The 15708-nt window shown below is 73.0% G+C and carries 14 protein-coding genes; 2 read left to right on the forward strand and 12 right to left on the reverse strand.

What is annotated here, in order from left to right; all coding sequences use genetic code 11:
• Window positions 1-43: 43 nt before the first annotated feature.
• The 9 genes from GKC29_RS22920 to GKC29_RS29660 all read right to left on the reverse strand — a co-directional run bounded on the left by GKC29_RS22920 (window position 44) and on the right by GKC29_RS29660 (window position 9767).
• Entirely contained in the window at window positions 44-2497 is a 2454-nt protein-coding gene (locus GKC29_RS22920; RefSeq protein WP_196255945.1) for a bifunctional (p)ppGpp synthetase/guanosine-3',5'-bis(diphosphate) 3'-pyrophosphohydrolase, read from the reverse strand.
• 237 nt (window positions 2498-2734) lie between these two features.
• A complete protein-coding gene (locus GKC29_RS22925) occupies window positions 2735-3301 on the reverse strand; it encodes an adenine phosphoribosyltransferase (protein ID WP_155332777.1) in 567 nt (188 codons plus the stop codon).
• A gap of 87 nt (window positions 3302-3388) precedes the next feature.
• Window positions 3389-4576 carry a protein translocase subunit SecF gene (gene secF / locus GKC29_RS22930; protein ID WP_155332778.1) on the reverse strand — a complete coding sequence of 396 codons (1188 nt, stop codon included), beginning with the start codon at window positions 4574-4576 and terminating at the stop codon, window positions 3389-3391.
• Between the two features lies 1 nt (window position 4577).
• Complete coding sequence (gene secD, locus GKC29_RS22935; RefSeq protein ID WP_155332779.1) at window positions 4578-6491, reverse strand: protein translocase subunit SecD; 1914 nt, start codon at window positions 6489-6491, stop codon at window positions 4578-4580.
• A 218-nt stretch (window positions 6492-6709) separates the two neighbouring features.
• A complete protein-coding gene (gene yajC / locus GKC29_RS22940) occupies window positions 6710-7048 on the reverse strand; it encodes a preprotein translocase subunit YajC (RefSeq protein ID WP_155332780.1) in 339 nt (112 codons plus the stop codon).
• Window positions 7049-7186: 138 nt separating this feature from the next.
• The gene (gene ruvB / locus GKC29_RS22945) at window positions 7187-8251 is read right to left on the reverse strand and encodes a Holliday junction branch migration DNA helicase RuvB (RefSeq protein WP_155332781.1); all 1065 of its coding nucleotides are present in this window, start codon (window positions 8249-8251) and stop codon (window positions 7187-7189) included.
• Window positions 8248-8850, reverse strand: coding sequence for a Holliday junction branch migration protein RuvA (ruvA, locus tag GKC29_RS22950; RefSeq protein WP_155332782.1), 603 nt, complete (start codon window positions 8848-8850; stop codon window positions 8248-8250). The genes ruvB and ruvA overlap by 4 nt, the downstream gene beginning before the upstream one ends.
• Window positions 8847-9374, reverse strand: a complete 528-nt coding sequence (gene ruvC, locus GKC29_RS22955) for a crossover junction endodeoxyribonuclease RuvC (RefSeq protein ID WP_155332783.1) — start codon at window positions 9372-9374, stop codon at window positions 8847-8849. The genes ruvA and ruvC overlap by 4 nt, the downstream gene beginning before the upstream one ends.
• Before the next feature lie 108 nt (window positions 9375-9482).
• Entirely contained in the window at window positions 9483-9767 is a 285-nt protein-coding gene (locus GKC29_RS29660) for a DUF1905 domain-containing protein (RefSeq protein WP_196255692.1), read from the reverse strand.
• Between the two features lie 225 nt (window positions 9768-9992).
• Between GKC29_RS29660 and GKC29_RS22965 the strand changes: the two genes are divergently transcribed.
• Both GKC29_RS22965 and GKC29_RS22970 read left to right on the forward strand, forming a co-directional pair.
• The gene (locus tag GKC29_RS22965; protein WP_155332785.1) at window positions 9993-10775 is read left to right on the forward strand and encodes a 3-hydroxybutyrate dehydrogenase; all 783 of its coding nucleotides are present in this window, start codon (window positions 9993-9995) and stop codon (window positions 10773-10775) included.
• A 14-nt stretch (window positions 10776-10789) separates the two neighbouring features.
• Complete coding sequence (locus GKC29_RS22970) at window positions 10790-12709, forward strand: helix-turn-helix domain-containing protein (protein WP_155332786.1); 1920 nt, start codon at window positions 10790-10792, stop codon at window positions 12707-12709.
• A gap of 18 nt (window positions 12710-12727) precedes the next feature.
• Here the strand turns inward: GKC29_RS22970 and GKC29_RS22975 are convergent, their stop codons facing one another.
• The 3 genes from GKC29_RS22975 to GKC29_RS22985 all read right to left on the reverse strand — a co-directional run bounded on the left by GKC29_RS22975 (window position 12728) and on the right by GKC29_RS22985 (window position 15652).
• Window positions 12728-13336, reverse strand: a complete 609-nt coding sequence (locus tag GKC29_RS22975) for a TetR/AcrR family transcriptional regulator (RefSeq protein WP_155332787.1) — start codon at window positions 13334-13336, stop codon at window positions 12728-12730.
• 11 nt (window positions 13337-13347) lie between these two features.
• Entirely contained in the window at window positions 13348-14910 is a 1563-nt protein-coding gene (locus tag GKC29_RS22980) for an MFS transporter (protein WP_155332788.1), read from the reverse strand.
• A gap of 109 nt (window positions 14911-15019) precedes the next feature.
• Entirely contained in the window at window positions 15020-15652 is a 633-nt protein-coding gene (locus GKC29_RS22985; protein ID WP_230688779.1) for a transcriptional regulator, read from the reverse strand.
• Between the last annotated feature and the right edge of the window lie 56 nt (window positions 15653-15708).

Below are 15708 nucleotides of genomic sequence, written 5' to 3' on the forward strand. Positions count from 1 at the left end.
CACGCAGGCGCCCGCCGGTCTCGGACCGGCGGGCGCCTGCGTGTCAGGCGCCGGAGGTCACCCGGTACGCGTCGAAGACGCCGTCGACCTTGCGGACGGCGGCCAGCAGGTGGCCCAGGTGCTTCGGGTCGGCCATCTCGAAGCTGAACCGGCTCACCGCCACCCGGTCCCGGGTGGTGGTGACGGTGGCGGAGAGGATGTTGACCCGCTCGTCGGAGAGCACCCGCGTCACGTCGGCCAGGAGCTTGTGCCGGTCGAGCGCCTCCACCTGGATGGCCACCAGGAACGTCGAGGCGCTGGTGAGTTTCCAGCTCACCTCGACGACCCGCTCGCTCTGCGCCCGCAGGTCCTCGGCGTTGGCGCAGTCGTCCCGGTGCACGCTCACCCCGCCGGAGCGGGTGACGAAGCCGAAGACCGTGTCCGGCGGCACCGGGGTGCAGCAGCGGGCCAGCTTGATCCACACGTCGCTGACCCCGCGGACCACCACACCCGGGTCGGCACTGCTCTGCCGGCTGCGCGGCGGCCGGGTGGCGACGGCGGTCTCGGCGATGTCCTCCGCCGCGCCCTCCTCGCCGCCGTACGTGGCCATCAGCCTCTGCACCACGGACTGGGCGGAGACCTGGCTGTCGCCGACCGCGGCGTACAGGGAGGCCACGTCGGCCAGGTGCAGGTCCCGGGCGATCGCCATCAGCGCGTCCGAGGTGAGCATCCGCTGCAGGGGCATGCCCTGCTTGCGCATCGCCTTGACGATCGCGTCCTTGCCGGCCTCGATCGCCTCCTCGCGCCGCTCCTTGTTGAAGTACTGGCGGATCTTCGTCCGCGCCCGCGGGCTCTTGACGAAGCCCAGCCAGTCCTGGGTCGGGCCGGCGGTGTCGGACTTCGAGGTGAAGATCTCGATCACGTCGCCGTTGGACAGCGTCGATTCGAGGGGCACCAGCTTGCCGTTGACCCGGGCGCCGATGCACTTGTGCCCGACCTCGGTGTGCACCGCGTACGCGAAGTCCACCGGCGTCGACCCGGTCGGCAGCGGGATGACGTCACCCTTCGGGGTGAAGACGTACACCTCCTGGCTGGACAGGTCGAAGCGCAGCGCGTCGAGGAACTCGCTCGGGTCGGCCGCCTCCCGCTGCCAGTCCAGCAGCTGCCGCAGCCACGTCATCTCGTCGATGTGCGCCGGCGGCCCGACGATCTGCGTGCCCTTGTGCTCCTTGTACTTCCAGTGCGCGGCGATGCCGAACTCGGCGGTGCGGTGCATCGCGTACGTGCGGATCTGCATCTCCACCGGCTTGCCGGTCGGCCCGATGACCGTCGTGTGCAACGACTGGTACATGTTGAACTTGGGCATGGCGATGTAGTCCTTGAACCGGCCCGGCACCGGCTGCCAGTTGGCGTGGATCACGCCCAGCGCCGCGTAGCAGTCCCGCACCGTGTCGACCAGGATCCGCACACCGACCAGGTCGTAGATGTCGTTGAAGTCGCGACCCCGCACGATCATCTTCTGGTAGATCGAGTAGAGGTGCTTCGGCCGGCCGGTGACCTCCGCCTTGATCTTGGCGGCCTTCAGGTCGGTGCCCACCTTCTGGGTGACCTGGCGCAGCAGCGCCTCCCGCTGCGGCTGGTGCTCCCCGATCAGGCGGTTGATCTCCTCGTACCGCTTGGGGAACAGGGTGCCGAACGCTAGGTCCTCCAGCTCCCACTTGATCGTGTTCATACCGAGGCGGTGGGCCAGCGGGGCGAGGATCTCCAGCGTCTCCTTGGCCTTCTGCTCCTGCTTGGGACGGGGCAGGAAGGTCAGGGTCCGCATGTTGTGCAGCCGGTCGGCGAGCTTGATCACCAGGACGCGCGGGTCCTTGGCCATGGCGACGACCATCTTGCGGATCGTCTCCGCCTTGGCCGCGTCGCCCAGCTTGACCTTGTCGAGCTTCGTGACGCCGTCGACCAGCAGCGCCACCTCGCCGCCGAAGTCGGCGCGCATCTGGTCGAGCGTGTACTCCGTGTCCTCGATGGTGTCGTGCAGCAGCGCCGCCACCAGGGTCGTGCTGTCCATCCCCAGGTTGGCGAGGATCGTCGCCACCGCGAGGGGATGGGTGATGTACGGGTCACCGGACTTGCGGTACTGGCCGGAGTGCCATCGGGCGGCCGTGTCGAAGGCGCGCTGGAGCAGCCGCGCGTCGGCCTTCGGGTGGTTTTCCCGGTGGGTGGCGATCAGCGGCTCCAGCACCTCGCTGACCTGCGAGGACTGCCAAGGGGCGTTGAACCGGGCCAGGCGCGCCCGGACCCGCCGCCCGGTGGGCGCGTTGGACAGGGCGAACCCACCGCTCGGGGAGGTGTCGGGCGAGGCGCCCCGGATCGGGACGACGACCCCCTCGCTCCCGGCGGTCGCGCCGGGGCGGATGGCGTCCGTCGCGCCGGGGGCGTCGCCGGGGCCGGTCACCCGGGCGTCACCGTTCCGGTCGGTCACCGAGCCGTCGCCTGTCGGGTGCACCGTGCCCTCCACCGGAGGGGCGACATCGTGGGACACCGGCCTCCTCACCGCTCGCCGGAAATGCGCCGGCCGTGCGGCCGACGTCGCGTTCAACCGGCCGCCGGGCCGGTCTTGTTCCCCGCCGGCTCCGGGCCGGCGCCCACCGGACGGTCACCCGTCCGGTCAGCAAAGGGCAATGCTACCCGCACGCACGGTGCCCCGCCGCTCCGCCGGACGGACCGCCCCGGGTCCGTCCGACGGCTGTGGTGCTCAAACGGTCAACAGGGCATGGACCGGACGCGGGGCGAGCCGCTGCCGGCCACCGAGGAAGCCCAGTTCCAGCAGCACCGTGAAACCGGCAACCGTGCCGCCGGCCCGCTCGACCAGGTCGAGGGTGGCCTCGGCGGTGCCGCCGGTGGCGAGCACGTCGTCGACCACCAGCACCCGGTGCCCGGCGGTGAACGCGTCCTGGTGGACCTCCAGGGTGGCCTCGCCGTACTCCAGTTCGTAGGAGGCCGAGTACGCGGGGCGGGGCAGCTTGCCCGCCTTACGCACCGGCACCACGCCGACGCCGGCCGCGTACGCGATGGCCGCCGCGATCACGAACCCGCGCGCCTCGATCCCGACCACCGCGTCGAACGAGTCCCGCCCGTGGTGGCGGATGATCCCGTCGATCACCTCCCGGAACACGTCACCGTCGGCGAAGAGCGGCATCAGGTCCTTGAACACGACGCCCGGCTTCGGGAACTCGGGCACGTCGAGCACCCGGCTGGCCACCAGCTGGGCGACCTCCCGGCCGCTGTCTCCCCGTACCCCGGTGCTGTGGGTCTCCGTCACGGCAGTTTCCGTTCCCTTCGACGACGACGGCGTCCTCCCTGCTGCTCGCACAGCATGAAGGACGCCGTCGGACCGGTCTGCGCCGGGTCAGCGCCGCTTGCCACCCGGACGGTTGCCACCGCCGCCGGCGGGACGACCGCCCCGGGCGCCGGACGGCCGCTTGCCCGCCGGACGCGCGCCCACCTTCGGTGCGGCGCCGGCCATCGCCGCCGCCTCCGGGTCGGCCGCCGCCTCGGTGCTCTCCACCGACCGGGGTGCGCCCTTCGGGGTGACCTCGCCGCGCTCGATCGCCGCCCGGCGGGCCAGGACGCGCTTGTTGTGCGCCTGGATCCGCGGCTCCATGTTCTTCAGCAGCACGAGCAGCGGGGTGGCCAGCGTGATCGAGGAGAAGAATGCCACCGCCATACCGACGAACAGCACCAGGCCGAGGTCCTTCAGGGTGCCCGCGCCGAGCAGACCGGCACCGATGAAGAGCAGGCCACCGACCGGGAGCAGGGCCACGATGGACGTGTTCAGCGACCGCATCAGGCTCTGGTTGATCGCCAGGTTGGCCGCCTCGCCGTACGTCTGGTTGTTGTTCGCGGTGATGCCCCGGGTGTTCTCCTGGACCTTGTCGAAGACCACCACGACGTCGTAGAGCGCGAAGCCCAGGATCGTGAGGAAGCCGATCACGGTCGACGGGGTGACCTCGAAGCCGACCAGCGAGTAGATGCCGGCGGTGAGGATCAGGTTCATGACCAGGGAGGAGACGGCGGCGACCGCCATCCGCCACTCGAAGCGCAGGATCAGGTACACCATCACCAGCGCCACGAAGATCACCAGACCGAGCAGCGCGCGCTGGGTGACCTGGCTGCCCCACGCCTCGCTGACCTGCGTGTAGCTGATGTCGCCGGTCGGGATGCCGAACTCGGCGGCCAGCTCCGCGGTGACGGCCGTCGCCTGCTCCGGCGAGAGCTGCGAGGTGCGCATCTCGTAGACGGTGGTGCCGGTGCCGCCCACCTCCTGGGCGGTGACCACCTCGGCACCGCCGCCCTCGGCGGCGAGCGCCGCGTCGACCTTCTCCTCGGCCTGCTCCAGGGTGCCGACGCTGGCCGGGATCTGGAACGAGTTGCCGCCGGCGAACTCGATACCCAGGTCGAACCGGAGCAGCCCGAAGCTCAGCACCGAGATGAGGATCAGGGCCGCGGCGACGCCGAACCACAGCTTGCGCCGCCCGATGATGTTGAGCCCGGCCTCACCACGGTAGAGGCGGCTTGCGAGACCTTCACGAGCCATCTCAGGCCTCCTTCGCGCGCGGGTTGCGCGGCTTGGCCGGCTCGGCGCTCCGCGCCGGGAGCGCCCGGCCGAGACCGCTGACCCGTGGGGACAGGAACGCCCGGGTACGGGCGAACATCGTCATGATCGGGTGCCGGAAGAGGAACACCACCACCAGGTCGAGCACCGTGGCGAGGCCGAGCGCGAAGGCGAAGCCCTTCACCGCGCCCACCGAGACGATGTAGAGCACCACCGCCGACATGAGGGTGATCGCGTTGGCCGAGATGATCGTCCGGCGGGCCCGGATCCACGCCCGCGACACCGCGCTGCGTGGGCTGCGCCCCTCCCGGATCTCGTCCTTGAGGCGCTCGAAGTAGATGACGAACGAGTCCGCCGCCACACCGAGTGAGACGATCATGCCGGCGATGCCGGCGAGGGTGAGGGTGAACCCGATCTGCCGGCCGAGCACCACCAGCGCGCCGAAGACCAGCAGCGCCGACAGCACCAGGCTCAGGAAGATGACCGAGCCGAGCAGCCGGTAGTAGAAGAACGAGTAGATGATGACCAGCAGCATGCCGATGCCGGCCGCGAGCAGACCGGCCCGCAGGTGGCTGGCGCCCAGCGTGGCGGTGACGTTCTGCTGCTCGGCGGCCTCGAAGGTCACCGGCAGCGCGCCGTAGCGCAGCGTGCTGGCCAGGTCGCTCGCGTCCCGCTGGGTGAAGTTGCCGGTGATCTGGGAGTTGCCGGTCAGCACACCCTGGATCTCGGGCGAGGAGACCACGTCGTTGTCGAGCACGACCGCCACCCGGCACTTGCCGCTGTCACCGAGCGCGGAGGCGTCGCAGGCCTGGCCCTCGTTGTTGAAGGACTCGCGGGTCAGGTTCGTCCACTTCTCCTGGCCGGGGCCGGTGAAGTCGAGGCTGACCACCCACTGGTTGGTCTGGTCGAGCACCGCGTTGGCGTCGTCCACGTCGGTGCCGAGCACCTTGGCCTCGTCGAGCAGGTACTTGACGGCACCGTCCTCGCAGGCGACGACCTGCTGGTCCGGCGGCGAGATCGACGCCGGCGGGCGGGCGTCGAGCTGAGCACAGGTGATCTGCGGGACGTTGAACTGCATCTGCGCCGGCAGCACCGCGACCTCGCGCGGGGTCAGCGACGCGAACGGCTTGAGCTTCTCCGCCAGCGACGGGTCGGCGCTCAGGTCGGCCGGAGCCTGCAGGCCGCTGGCGGCGGCCCAGGCGGCCGCACCGACCTTCTTCTCGACCGCCTTGCGCTGCTCCTCGACGCTCGCCGGGACGGGCGCGGCGCTGCCGCTCGGCGACGGCGCGGCGGCGCTCGGGGTGGCCGACGCGGTCGCCGACGGGGTGGCGCTGGCACTCGGCGCCGGGGCACCGCCGCCCTGGCCGCCGCTCGGCGACGGGGTCGCCTTCACGCTGGACGACGGGGTCGGCGTGGCGCTGCCCGTGGGGGCGGGCGAGGCGGTGCCGGAGGGGGTGGCGGTCGGGCTGGGAGCCGGGGCGGCGGCCGCACCGCTGCCGTCGGCGACCTTGAGCACCTTGCGGAAGCGCAGCTCGGCCGCGCTGCCGACCTCGGTCAGGTCCCGGTTCTCACCGGGCAGGGAGATCACGATGTTCCGGTCGCCCTCGGTGACCACCTCGGCCTCGGCGACACCGAACGCGTTGACCCGGCTCTCGATGATCTGCCGGGCCTCCTCGAGGTTCTCCGCGGTCGGCGGCTGCCCGTTGGCCGTGTTCGTCGCCTCGAGCGTGAGCCGGGTGCCGCCGACGAGGTCCAGGCCGAGCTTCGGCTCGAGCCGGTCCTTCCAGCTGCCGCTGGCGCCGGCCCCGAAGAACACCAGAAGGTAGAGGACGACGAAGATGAACCCGAGCACGGCCAGCTGCCGTCCGGGGCGCATCTGTCCCTGAGGTGGTGCCACGGCTGTCCTGTCTCCCTGTTGGGTCACGCCGCCGCTGCGGGCGGCGGGTGTCGGCCGGCCCTCCCGGCCGACGAGCTGCCCGGGCCGGTACGGGCGACCGGCACACGGGTTGCGGCAGCACGCGCCGGCCCCGGGCGTACCGGCGCCGCGCGCCGACCCGACTATCCACTTGTCACGTCGCGAGCGCCGCCCCGGTGCTCACCGGGGCGGGCGACGGGTCACTCCTTGACGACGTCCGCGTCGTCGGCGGCCGACTCGGCCGGACTCTCCGCCTTGGTGACGACCCGCGCGATCGCGGGGCGGGCGTAGCGGGTCTGCACGCCGGGGGCGACCTCGAGCAGGACGCTGTCGTCCTCGACGGCGGTGACGGTGCCGTAGAGGCCGCCGATGGTGACGACCTCGTCGCCCGGGCCGAGCGAGGACTGCATGGCCTCAGCTTCGCGGCGCCGCTTCTGCTGCGGACGGATCATCATGAAGTACATGACGCCGAACAGCAGGGCGATCATGAGGATGGGCGTGAAGCCGCCGGCGCCGCCGGCCGATTGTGCGTAAAGCACGGTGGTAGACCTTCCCATTGGCCTCCGCCGGCACGAGGGGCGCCGGAGCGGAGGCGGATTCTCACGTCCTGTACAGACCGCGGCGAAGTCTAATCCCTGCGCCTGGGAACGCCGAATGCGGTGCAGATCACGTTCGCATCACGGCTGTTCGGGCTCCACGGAGAACAGATCGGGCACGGGAGGGGCATCCGTGCCGAATATACCATTTGGCGGCGTACGCCCCAGGTGCCGCCAGGCGGCCTCGGTGGCGACCCGGCCGCGGGGCGTCCGGGCGAGCAGGCCGGCCCGCACCAGGAACGGCTCGCACACCTCCTCCACCGTGTCCGGCTGCTCCCCCACCGCGACGGCGAGAGTCGACAGCCCCACCGGGCCACCCCGGAACGAGTCGACCAGCGCGGTGAGCACCGCCCGGTCCAGCCGGTCGAGCCCGAGCGCGTCCACGTCGTACACGGTCAGGGCCGCCCGGGCGGTCTCCAGGGTGACCACGCCCTCGGCCCGGACCTCGGCGAAGTCCCGGACCCGGCGCAGCAGCCGGTTGGCGATCCGCGGGGTGCCCCGCGACCGGCCGGCGATCTCGGCGGCGCCGTCGTCGGTGATCGGCACGCCGAGGATCCGCGCCGAGCGGTGCAGCAACGCCTCCAGGTCCGCCGGGGCGTAGAAGTCCAGGTGCGCGACGAAGCCGAACCGGTCCCGCATCGGGCCGGTGAGCAGGCCGGACCGGGTGGTCGCGCCGACCAGCGTGAACGGTTCCACGTCCAGCGGGATGGCGGTCGCGCCGGGCCCCTTGCCGACCACGACGTCGACCCGGAAGTCCTCCATCGCGGAGTAGAGCAGCTCCTCCGCCGGGCGGGCGATCCGGTGGATCTCGTCGATGAACAGCACGTCGCCCTCGGCGAGGCTGGTCAGGATCGCGGCCAGGTCGCCGGAGCGCTCGATCGCCGGGCCGCTGGTCACCCGGATGCCGGTGCCCAGCTCGGCGGCGACGATGTTGGCGAGGCTGGTCTTACCCAAGCCGGGCGGCCCCGAGAGGAGGATGTGGTCCGGCGGGCTGCCGCGCCGCATCGCGCCCTGGAGCAGCAGGTCGAGCTGGTCGCGGACCCGGTCCTGGGCGATGAAGTCGGCCAGCCGCTTCGGCCGGACGCTGGCCTCCGCGTCCCGTTCCGCGTCGCTGACGTACGCCGAGACCAGATTGTCCCCGCTCACCGGGTGCGGCCCAGCAGTCGGATGGCCTGCTTGAGCAGGACCGGCACCGGCGGCACGTCCCCGTCGAGCGTCTCCGCCACCGCCGCGACCGCCTGGTCGGCCTGACCGGCCGTCCACCCGAGACCGACGAGCGCCTGCCGGACCTGCTCGGGCCAGGCGCCGGTGGTGACGCCGGCCACCCCGTCGACGCCCACCGGGACCGGGCCGACCCGGTCGCGCAGCTCCAGGACCAGCCGCTCGGCGCCCTTCTTGCCGATGCCCGGCACGCGGGTCAGCGCGGCGGTGTCGGCGTTGGCGATGGCCTTGCGGACCGCGTCCGGCGTGTGCACGGCGAGCACCGCCTGGGCGAGCCGGGGGCCGACCCCGCTCGCGGTCTGGAGGAGCTCGAACAGGGTCTTCGCGTCGTCGTCGGCGAAGCCGTAGAGGGTCAGCGAATCCTCGCGGACGACCAGGCTGGTGGCGAGCCGGGCCGGCTGGCCGACCCGCAGCTCGGCGATGGTGCCCGGGGCGCACTGCACCGCCAGGCCCACCCCGCCCACCTCGATCACGGCGTGGTCGGGACCGGTCGCGGTCACCACGCCCCGGACGCTGGCGATCATCGGGCTCCTCCTCGTCGTACCCGGTCGGCCGCGGCGGCCAGCTTCGAGCGGGTGCCGCCGCGCCACACGTGACAGATGGCCAGCGCGAGGGCGTCGGCGGCGTCGGCCGGGCGGGGCGGCTCGGGCAGCCGCAGCAGCCGGGTCACCATGGCGGTCATCTGGGCCTTGTCGGCCTGACCGGAACCCGTCACCGCCGCCTTCACCTCGCTCGGCGTGTACGTCTGCACCGGCAGCCCGGCCCGCGCCCCGGCGAGGACCGCGATCCCGCTGGCCTGCGCGGTGCCCATCACCGTGCGGACGTTGTGCTGGCTGAACACGCGCTCGACGGCGACGCTGTCCGGCCGGTGCTCGGCGACCAGGTCGGTGAGCGACCGGTCCAGGTGCAGCAGCCGCACCGGCAGATCGTCGGCCGGGTCGGTGTAGACGACGTAGTAGGCGACCAGCGTGCAGGGCCGCCCGGGCACGCCCTCGACCACGCCGACCCCGCAGCGGGTCAGGCCCGGGTCGATGCCGAGCACGCGCACGCCGCCTCCTCCCCGACCGCCAGCAGTACGTGTGTTCGACACCCTACCGATGCCGCCGCCGCACCGCGCCACGGGACACGCCGCGCCCCCGCCCGGACAGGGCGGACGTCAGCGGCGGGTCGGGTCGACCTCGATCGTCACCGTCACCGGGTCGCCGTCGTCCTTGCCGGCCCGGATCCGGGCGGGCACCGGGAGCAGCCAGCCGGCCTTCCGATCCCGCCAGACGCTCGTCGACCAGGTGCGGCCGTCGACGGTGGCGGTCACCGGGACCCGCCCGAACGGCCCCGCCGTGCCGGGCGCGTGCCGCGACGGCACCGGGGCGAACACCCACCCGCCGGCGCCCGACCACCGCACCAGCGTCGCCTCGAAGGTCTCGTCGACTCGCTCCACCACCGCCCCCGTCCGCCGCCCCGCACACCGACGCGGCGAGCCTCCCACCACCCTGCGACATCCGGCCGGACGCGCAGCGATCATGGACCGGGGCGGGGTGCCGCCGCGACGACAGCGTGGTGGACAGGCCAGCACGCGGGATGTCGCGCCCGACCACACACAGTCCGGGTCGAGTATGTGTCGCCGCGCCATGTGCGCCCGGCCACACAGCTCGTAGTTTCTTGCGCCATGACGGCAGAACCCGTGGCGGTCCCCCACGTCGTACACGTCGACCTCGCAGGTCGTACCGCCCTGGTGACCGGGGGCGGCAGTGGCATCGGGCGGGCGTGTGCCCTTCGGCTCGGCGCGGCCGGTGCCAAGGTCCTGGTGGTGGACCGCAACGTGGAGGCGGCCAAGTCGGTCGCCGCCGAGGCCGGCGGGCGCGCCGAGGGCATCGACCTGGCCGACCCGGTGGCGGTGGAGCGGCTCGACGCCGACATCGACATCGTCGTGAACAACGCCGGCCTCCAGCACGTCGCGCCGGTGCAGGAGTTCTCCGTCGAACGCTTCGAGTACCTGCACCGAGTGATGGTGGAGGCGCCGTTCCTGATCATCCGGCGGGCGCTGCCGCACATGTACGCCAAGGGCTGGGGCCGGGTCGTCAACATCTCCTCCGTGCACGGGCTGCGCGCCTCGCCGTACAAGGCGGCGTACGTGTCGGCGAAGCACGCCCTGGAGGGCCTGTCGAAGGTGGTCGCGCTGGAGGGCGCCCCGCACGGCGTCACCGCCAACTGCATCAATCCCGCGTACGTGCGTACGGCGCTGGTGGAGAGCCAGATCGCCGACCAGGCGGCCACCCACGGCATCCCGGAGGCCGAGGTCGTCGAGCGGATCATGCTGGCCCGGGCGGCGATCAAGCGGCTGATCGAGCCGGAGGAGGTCGCCGAGCTGGTCGCGTACCTGTGCTCCCCACCGGCGGCCTTCATCACCGGCGCGTCGATCGCCCTCGACGGGGGCTGGACGGCCAACTAGTGGCCTCGCGCACAATGTCGCTCATGTCGTCGCCGGTGGAGTTCCTGGAGCTGCTCGCGCGGGAGGCGGCCGCGGTCGAGTTCGAGGGCCCGCTGGTCGCCGCGCGCGCCGCCGGCCTGCCCGCCGACCGGCTGGCGGAGCTGGAGCAGGCGAAGACGGTGGCGCTGCGGGTACGCGCGCTGCTGGAGCGCCGGCGCCGCCGGGAGATTGAGCTCTCCGGCCTGTACGACACGGCCAGCGACCTGGCGGGGCTGCGGGACCTGGACGACGTGCTGCGGGCGATCGTGCACCGGGCCCGGATCCTGCTCGGCACCGACGTGGCGTACATGACGCTCAACGACGAGGAGCACGGCGACACGTACATGCGGGTCACCGACGGCTCGATCTCGGCGCGGTTCCAGCGGCTGCGGCTGCCGATGGGGGCCGGCCTGGGCGGGCTGGTGGCCCAGAGCGGCACCCCGTACGCCACCGCGAACTACCCCGAGGACGAGCGGTTCCACCACACCGGGGAGATCGACGCCGGGGTGGGCGAGGAGGGCCTGGTGGCGATCCTCGGGGTGCCGCTGCGGCTCGGATCGACCTCGATCGGCGTGCTCTACGCGGCCAACCGCTCGGCCCGGCCGTTCGCCCGGGAGGAGGTCGCTCTCCTGGTCTCCCTCGCCGCGCACGCCGCGGTCGCGATCGACACGGCCCGGCTGCTCGCCGAGACCCGCTCCGCGCTGGAGGAGCTCTCGGCGGCCAACACCACCATCCGCGCACACAGCACCTCGGTGGAGCGGGCGGCGGCCGCGCACGACCGGATGACCGCCCTCGTGCTGCGCGGCGGCGGCGTCGAGGACGTGGCCGCCGCCGTCACGGAGGTCCTCGGCGGCGCCCTGCTCGCGCTGGACGCCGAGGGCCGGCTGCTGGCCCGGGTGGGTGAGATCGAAGAGCCGGACCGGGCCGACATGGTGGAGGCGGTGGCGGCGTCGCGTACGGAGGGGCGCAGCGTCCGACGTGGTCCCCTCTGGTACGCGGCGGTGGTCGCCGGCGCGGAGAACCTGGGCGCGCTGGTGCTACGTCCGGACGGCGAGCTGGTCGACGCCGACCAGCGGATCCTGGAGCGGGCGTCCCTGGTGACCGCGCTGCTGCTGCTGTTCCGGCGGACGGTCGCCGAGGCGGAGGGACGGGTCCGGGGCGAGCTGCTCGACGACCTGATCGCCCGCCCGCTGCGGGACACCGACGCCCTGCGCAGCCGGGCGCGCCGCCTCGGCGTGGACCTGGACGCCCCGCACGTGCTGGTGGCGGTCGGCGACGACGCGATCGCCGCGACCGGCTCGGCCCGGCAGCGGGTGCTCTCCTGGGCCACCACGTACGCGTCCACCCGGGGTGGTCTGGCGGCGGCGCGCGACGGGCGGGTGGTGCTGATGCTGCCCGGCAAGGACGCGGGCGGCGCCGCCCGCGCGGTGGCGCGCGACCTGTCCCGGGTGACCGGGCGGCCGGTGACCGCCGGGGCGAGCGGCCCGTCCACCGGCCCGGCCTCGCTGGCCGGCAGTTTCCAGGAGGCCGCCCGCTGCCTGACCGCCCTGGGTGCGCTCGGCCGGGCCGGGCAGGGCGCCAGCACCGAGGAGCTGGGCTTCGTCGGGCTGCTGCTGGGCGCGGTCGGCGACGGCGGTGACAAGGACGTGGCCCGGTTCCTGGACGCCACGGTGGGTGCGGTGGTCGACTACGACGCCCGCCGGGGCACCGCGCTGGTCAAGACGCTGGAGGCGTACTTCGGGGTGGGCGGCAGCCTGGCCCGGGCGGCCGAGCAGCTGCACGTGCACGTCAACACCGTCACCCAGCGCCTGGAGCGGGTGGGCCAGCTGCTCGGCGCGGACTGGCAGCGGCCGGAGCGCGCCCTGGAGGTCCAGCTCGCGCTGCGGCTGCACCGCCTGCGCCACCCGGCCGGCTGACGACGGCGGCCGCGCCGGTCAGCGGGCGCGGATGCCCTCCAGGACACCGTCGACGACCTTTTCCGGCAGGGTCGCCTCGTCGAGGTCCGGGTGCCAGCGCAACAACCGCTGGACCAGCATCGGCCCGGTGAGCATCGCCAGGGTGACCTCGATGTCGAGGTCGGCGCGCAGCTCCCCGGTGTGCGTTCCGCGGCGCAGCACCTCCCGCATCAGCGCCCGGCGCGGCTCGATGATGTTCTGGTAGAGCTCGTACTGCTCCGGGCTCCGGTTCACCGCGGGAACCAGGCAGGGCATGATCCGCGCGGCTCGGGGGTCGACGTTGTGCCCGACCGCGCCGAGCAGCAGTATCAGGTCCTCGCGGACCGAACGGCCGGAGAGCTCGGGCTGACCGCCCTTGAGCGTCCGCAGCGCGTCGCGCAGCAGCGCCTCCTTGCCCGGCCAGCGGCGATAGATCGTGGCCTTGCCGACCCCGGCCCGGGCCGCGATGGCCTCGACGGAGATCGCCTCGATCGTGTTGCCTTCGGCGAGCAGGTCCAGCGTGGCGTCGATGATCGCCTCGTCCGCGCGGACGCTCCGCGGTCGCCCGGGCGACCGCGGAGCATCGGCGGTGGAGGTCATGGCGGACATTCTCCCCGAACCTAGGCCGCCCCGGCCAACTCGGGTTCGCCGGCCGGCAGCACCGCGGGCGTCTCCGTGCGGCCGGGCATCCAGCGCAGCACCACCAGGATGCCGACCGCGGCGACCACCGCGGCGAGCGCCGCCGCCCAGTGCATGGCCGAGACGAAGGCGTCGTTGGCCACCGCGATCAGCTGCGGCGCCGCCGGACCGAGCTGGCCGGCCGCGGCGTACGCCCCGGAGATCGACTCACCGGCCGCGTCCCGCGCACCGTCGGGAAGGTCCCCGAGGGCGGTGGCGACGTCGGCCCGGTAGGCCGCGGAGAGGACCGAACCGAGCACCGCCACGCCGAGCGCGCCCGCCACCTGGCGGACGGTGTTGCTCACGGCGGAGCCGACTCCGGCCTTCTCCCGAGGCAGCGCCGACATGATCGACTCGGTGGCCGGCGGCATGATGTTCGCCATTCCGGTGCCCTGGAGGAAGAAGAAGACCAGCACCACCCAGATCGGGGTGGTCTCGTCGACGAACGCGAAGGCACCCAGCGCCAGCACGGTCAGCGCCAGCCCCACCGCCGAGACGGCCTTGCCGCCGTAGCGGTGGACCATCGCCGCGCTGCGCGGGGCGAAGAACAGCTGGGCCGCCGCGAAGGGCAGGAAGAGCAGGCCGGTCTCCAGCGGGCTGTAGCCGCGGACCAGTTGCAGGTAGAAGGAACTGAAGAACATGACGCCCATCGCGGCGAAGAAGACCAGCCCGACCACCGCGACCGGCGCGGCGAAGCGCGGCACGCGGAACAGGCGGACGTCCAGCGAGGGGTGGTCACTGCGCCGCTCGTACGCGACGAACCAGGCCAGCACCGCCAGGCCGGCGAGGATGGCGGTCCAGACCAGCGGGCGGTCGAAGCCGTGCTCACCGCCGTCGATGATGCCGTAGGTCAGGGCGACCAGGCCGACCACCGAGAGCAGCACGCCGAGCACGTCGACGCGCCCCGGTCTCGGGTCCCGGGACTCGGGCACCAGCAGCGCCACCAGGACCACGCCGAGCGCCACCACGGGCACGTTGATCAGGAAGACCGAACCCCACCAGTAGTGCTCCAGCAGCGCGCCGCCGAGGACCGGCCCGATCGCCACCGCCAGGCCGACCGCCCCGGCCCACACGCCGATGGCCCGGCCCCGCTCCCGGGGGTCGAAGACGTTGGAGATGATCGAGAGGGTCACCGGCATGATGGCCGCGCCGCCGACCCCCATCAGGGCGCGGGCCGCGATCAGCTGGGCCGGGCTCTGCGCGTACGCCGACAGCAGCGACGCGAGCCCGAAGAGCACCAGCCCGATCAGCAGGAAGCGCCGCCGGCCGGCGCGGTCGCCGAGCACGCCGAAGGTGAAGAGCAGCCCGGCGAAGACGAGCGTGTAGGAGTTGATCGACCATTCCAGCTCGCCCTGGGTGGCGCCGAGCCCGTGCACCGGGTCGGCGAGCGTACGCAGTGCGACGTTCAGGATGGTGTTGTCGAGGACGACCACGAGCAGGCTGATCACCAGCACGCCGAGGATCGCCCACCTCCTCGGGTGTCCGGTGTTCTCGTGTGGTGGCATCTGCGGCTCCCCCGGCTCCCGTTTTCGATACGGGTCAGACTCGTAACTGGGCTCAGCCTAGGCGCCGGATTAACGATACGGAACCGGTCCGTTTCTATTGTGACGGCGGTCACCGACGCGCGCCCGTCGCGAGACAGGCGGCGACCGCGGCGGGGAGGGAGCCGAGGCGGGTCGCCGGGGCGGTGCGCGGCTCGATCCAGCCGGGTCCGGCGCCGTACACCGCCACCGAGGGAAAGTCCCGGGCGAAGCGCACCAGCCGGTACGCGCGGCCGGTGACCGGCGTCTGCGACCAGACCACGACGGTGCGCGGGCGGGCCCGGCGCACGGCGCCAGAGAGAGCGGACCAGGGCAGGGCCGCGCCGAGCAGCAGCGGGCCGTGGTCCCGTTCCCGCAGGGCGGCGGCGAGCGCGTGCAGGCCCAGGCAGTGGGCCTCCTGCTCGGCGCCGGCCAGCAGCACGCCGCCGGCGGAGAGCGGCCGGACACGGTCGCGGCGGAACACGTCGAGGCCTACCCGTACCCCCTCGGACAGGGCGTGTTCGACGGCGATCTCGCCGCCGGTGTGGCCGGGAAGCGCGGCGAGCATCGGCACGCAGACCTGCTCCCACAGCGCCGCGACACCCCACTCCTGCGCCAGGTCGGTGACGAGCGCGGCGACGCGGTTGCCCGCCAGGTCCTCGGCGGCAGACGCGAGGCGCTTGCGTGCGATCTCCACCGCCTCGGCCGGCATCGGAGCGGTCAACACCAGACATACCCCCGGGTAGACGGTTGCTACCCGGGGGTTCGTCGGGAGGGCGCGGT

Origin of the sequence: Micromonospora sp. WMMC415 (assembly GCF_009707425.1) — a bacterium.
GTDB lineage: Bacteria > Actinomycetota > Actinomycetes > Mycobacteriales > Micromonosporaceae > Micromonospora.